Source organism: Kitasatospora sp. NPDC036755 (assembly GCF_040636595.1).
Lineage (GTDB): Bacteria > Actinomycetota > Actinomycetes > Streptomycetales > Streptomycetaceae > Kitasatospora.
The window spans coordinates 1-3,826 of record NZ_JBEZUT010000534.1; the positions used below are offsets into that span (position 1 = coordinate 1).

Consider the following 3,826-nt stretch of genomic DNA (forward strand, 5'->3'; position numbering starts at 1 on the left):
GCGGCGCTGGCGGCGTTCCGCCTGGAGGTGGGTCGGGCGGTGCGGCCGATGCTGGCGGCCTCCGCGCCGGACGTGGCCACGGCGCTGGAGCGCACCGGTCCGGCCGCGCTGGAGTGGAAGCTGGACGGCATCCGGCTGCAGGTGCACCGGGAGGGCGGGGAGGTCGCGGTGTTCACCCGCGGCCTGGACGACATCACCGCCCGCGTCCCCGAGGTGGTCGAGGCCGCGCTGGCGCTGCCGCTGGGGTCGGCGGTGCTGGATGGCGAGGCGGTCGCGCTCGGCCCGGACGGGCGGCCGCGCCCGTTCCAGGAGACCGCCGCACGCGCCGCCTCCCGGCGGGACCCGGACCGGCTGCGCGCCGAAGTCCCGCTCGACGCCTACTTCTTCGACCTGCTGCACCGGGACGGCGAGGACCTGGTGGACCGCCCCGGCCGGGAGCGCTGGGCGGCGCTGGCCGAGGCGGTGCCGGACGGCCTGCGGGTGGCCCGGGTCGAGACCGGGGAGCCGGACCAGGCGCTGGCCTTCTTCCGCGAGACGCTGGCCCTCGGCCACGAGGGCGTCCTGGTGAAGGACCCGGCCGTCCCGTATGCGGCCGGGCGGCGCGGCGCGGGCTGGATCAAGGTGAAGCCGCGGCACACCCTGGACCTGGTGGTGCTGGCCGCCGAGTGGGGCAGCGGGCGCCGGCACGGTTTCCTCAGCAACCTGCACCTGGGCGCCCGGGCCGCGGGCGAGCCGGGACTGGGCCCGTGGGTGATGCTCGGCAAGACCTTCAAGGGCCTGACCGACGGGACGCTCGCCTGGCAGACCACCGAACTGCTGGCCCGGGAGACCGGGCGGGACGAGCGGACAGTGCGGGTCCGACCGGAACTGGTCGTCGAGATCGCCTTCGACGGGGTGCAGCGCAGCCCTCGCTATCCGGCCGGGCTCGCCCTGCGGTTCGCCCGGGTGGTGCGCTACCGGCCGGACAAGCCCGCCGCCGAGGCCGATACCGTCGCGACCGTACGGGAGATCGCCGCCGCCGAGGGGCTGTGAGCCGGGCCGGCGACCGCCCGGGACCGGGCGCCGGGTGGGGCCGGAGGCGATGGGCCGGGGCCGGGTGCCGGGGCGCGCACCCGACCGTCCCGGTCGCGCCGCTTCAAACCTGCCCCGCCTCCCGGCGGCTCCGACGGGGACCGAATCGGCCATTCTCGGCGATCCCGTGACCGCACCCTCCGTGGACGGATCAGCGGCGGTTAGGTTGGCAATGACAACGAGAGGCGGCCGCCGGGCAGCCGGCGGCGCACTGGCGAGAGGTACCCGACCATGCGGGTGAGTATCGACCGGGACCGCTGCTGCAGCTCCGGGATGTGCGTCACGAACGTTCCCGAGGTGTTCGACCAGGACGACCACGACAGTCTGGTGAGACTCCGTCAGACCACCTTCCGGCCCGACCAGTTCGAGGACCTCAGACTCGCCTCCCAGCTCTGCCCGGGCGGCGCCATCACCGTGGTCGAGGACGAGCCGACGGAGACCGGGGCCACCTCGGTCGACGGCTGACCGGCCCCGGCCCCGCCCGGCCAGCCCGGCCACGACGGGAACCGGAACCGAAGCCACCACCGAACCCGCACCGCTCCCGCGACCGAGGCCGCGACCACGGCCGACGGGCGTCCGGCGACCACCTCCCCCACCGGAGAACCATCGCGACGCAAGGAGACCCCGCCTTGACGAGCACACCCACCGTCCCAGCCCTCCCGCTGCCGGCCCGGCACTCCGCCGGCTGCCCGTTCGGCCCGCCGCCCGCGTACACCGAGGCCGCCGCCACCGCCCGGCTGACCCGCGCCGAACTGCCCGGTGGAGAGTCCTGCTGGCTGGCCACCGGCTACACCGAGGTCCGCACCGTGCTGTCCGACCGCCGGTTCAGCGCGGACGTGCGCCACCCGTCCTTCCCGCTGCTGGTCGCCGGCAGCCGGGAGCGGATCACCGAGAACCCGAGCTTCCTGAACCTCGACGACCCCGAGCACGGCCGGCTGCGCCGGATGGTCACCGGGGACTTCCTGGTCAAGCGCGTCCAGGCGATGCGCCCGGACATCCAGCGGATCGTGGACGAGGCGCTGGACGCGATGACCGAGGGCCGCACCGAGGCCGACCTGGTCGCCGACTTCGCGCTGCCCGTCCCGTCCCTGGTGATCTGCCTGCTGCTCGGCGTCCCGTACGAGGACCACGGGTTCTTCCAGACCATCAGCCGGACGCTACTCAGCAACGCCCTCACGCTCGAGCAACGCGTGGACGCCCGGGACGAGATGCTGGCGTACCTGGAGGAGCTGGCGGCCCGCAAGCGGGCGGAGCCGCAGGACGACATCCTCGGCCGACTCGCCGTCCGGGACGACCTCACCCCGCACGACGTCGCCGCCACCGGCTTCCTGCTGCTGATCGCCGGGCACGAGACGACCGCCAACATGATCTCGCTCTCCACCGCCCTGCTGCTGGACCGGCCCGAGCAGATCGCCAGGCTCGCCGACCCGGCCGCCCTGCCCGGCGCCGTGGAGGAACTGCTGCGCCTCCTCACCATCGTCCACACCGGGGTGCCCCGGGTGGCGCTGGAGGACGTGGACCTGGGCGGCACCACCGTCCGGGCCGGGGAGGGCGTGATCGCGATGCTCTCCACCGCCAACCGGGACGAGGAGATGTTCGGCGGCGCCGACCGGCCGCCGGTCGACGAGCTGGACCTGGACCGGGACGCCCGCCGCCACCTGGCCTTCGGCTTCGGCGTGCACCAGTGCCTGGGCCAGCCGCTGGCCCGCGCCGAACTCCAGATCGCCCTGGCCACCCTGTTCCGCCGGCTGCCCGGGCTGCGCCTGACCGTCCCGCGCGACGAGCTGGCGTTCCGCACCGACTCGTTCATCTACGGCATGCGGTCACTGCCCGTCACCTGGTGACGCCGGTACGGCGTCCTGGTGCGGTCCGCGGGCTTCTCCCCGGTCACTCGGCTGGCCGCAACCCCGGGGCGGAGGCAGGCTGGAGGGGCGAAGAGACACCACCGGTCCTGCCGCGCCCCGCGACTCGGCGCGCCAGGACCGGCCGAGGAGACGGAGCCCGCGATGACCGACATGAGCGACCGGTCCAAGGTGAGCACCGAGGAGGACGAGGACATCCGCGCCGCGGACCCCGAGGAGGGCATCCCCTCGATGCAGAACCTGCACGCGCAGGACACCTCCCGGGCGGAGGGCGCCCCCATGCTGGACGAGCCCGGCCAGCCCGGCTGACCGTCCGCCGTACCGACTCGACCGCCCGGTGGAACCGGGCGGTCGCCGCGACCGCGGGTGTCGCTGCTCCGGCGGCGAGCCACCCGCGGGGGAGGATAGGCGCATGACCGAACACGACCAAGGCAACCGCCAGGCCCGGCCGCCCGCGGACCCGCGCACGTCGTGGGCGACCTGGACCACTCAATCGATCATCAGCGGCCCCGGAGGAGTGACCACCGCCGAGGTCGGTCCGATCTCCGGCGACCTCACCGTGCACACCACCTGGGTGGACGGTGAGGCCAGGCTGACCGTCCAGTACACCGGCGCGCTGGACTGGTACACGGTCGCCGGCAGCCCGGTGCCGGCGCACGACGAGACCACCGCGCGGGCCATCCACCAGGCGATGGTGAACGGCGTCAAGGAGGGCCGGGGCGCGGGCGCCCCGGCGCCGCCGAGGCATTAGGGCGTGTCTGACAATTCGCACGCCCGGCGGGAATTGTCAGACACGCCCTAAGGGCTGTCCCGTAATTGATCTTTGAGCGGTCGAGGCACGGTCGGTCGGCCAGCAGTCCGCGGGCTCATGCAGCCTGGAGCAGGTTGTGCAG

At 74.4% G+C, this 3,826-nt stretch carries 5 protein-coding genes; all 5 read left to right on the plus strand.

All coding sequences use genetic code 11. The features are described from left to right. The coding region (locus AB0E96_RS39400) for an ATP-dependent DNA ligase (RefSeq protein ID WP_359831414.1) at nt 1-1,032 on the plus strand (1,032 nt) is incomplete at its 5' end. Between the two features lie 270 nt (nt 1,033-1,302). Then, complete coding sequence (locus AB0E96_RS39405) at nt 1,303-1,536, plus strand: ferredoxin (RefSeq protein WP_359831416.1); 234 nt, start codon at nt 1,303-1,305, stop codon at nt 1,534-1,536. Nucleotides 1,537-1,700: 164 nt separating this feature from the next. Further along, complete coding sequence (locus AB0E96_RS39410; RefSeq protein WP_359831418.1) at nt 1,701-2,915, plus strand: cytochrome P450; 1,215 nt, start codon at nt 1,701-1,703, stop codon at nt 2,913-2,915. Between the two features lie 162 nt (nt 2,916-3,077). Then, nucleotides 3,078-3,242 (plus strand): hypothetical protein, encoded by a 165-nt coding sequence (locus AB0E96_RS39415; protein WP_359831420.1) that lies wholly within the window; start codon nt 3,078-3,080, stop codon nt 3,240-3,242. A gap of 103 nt (nt 3,243-3,345) precedes the next feature. Beyond that, nucleotides 3,346-3,684, plus strand: coding sequence for a hypothetical protein (locus tag AB0E96_RS39420; protein WP_359831422.1), 339 nt, complete (start codon nt 3,346-3,348; stop codon nt 3,682-3,684). The last annotated feature ends 142 nt before the right edge of the window (nt 3,685-3,826 follow it).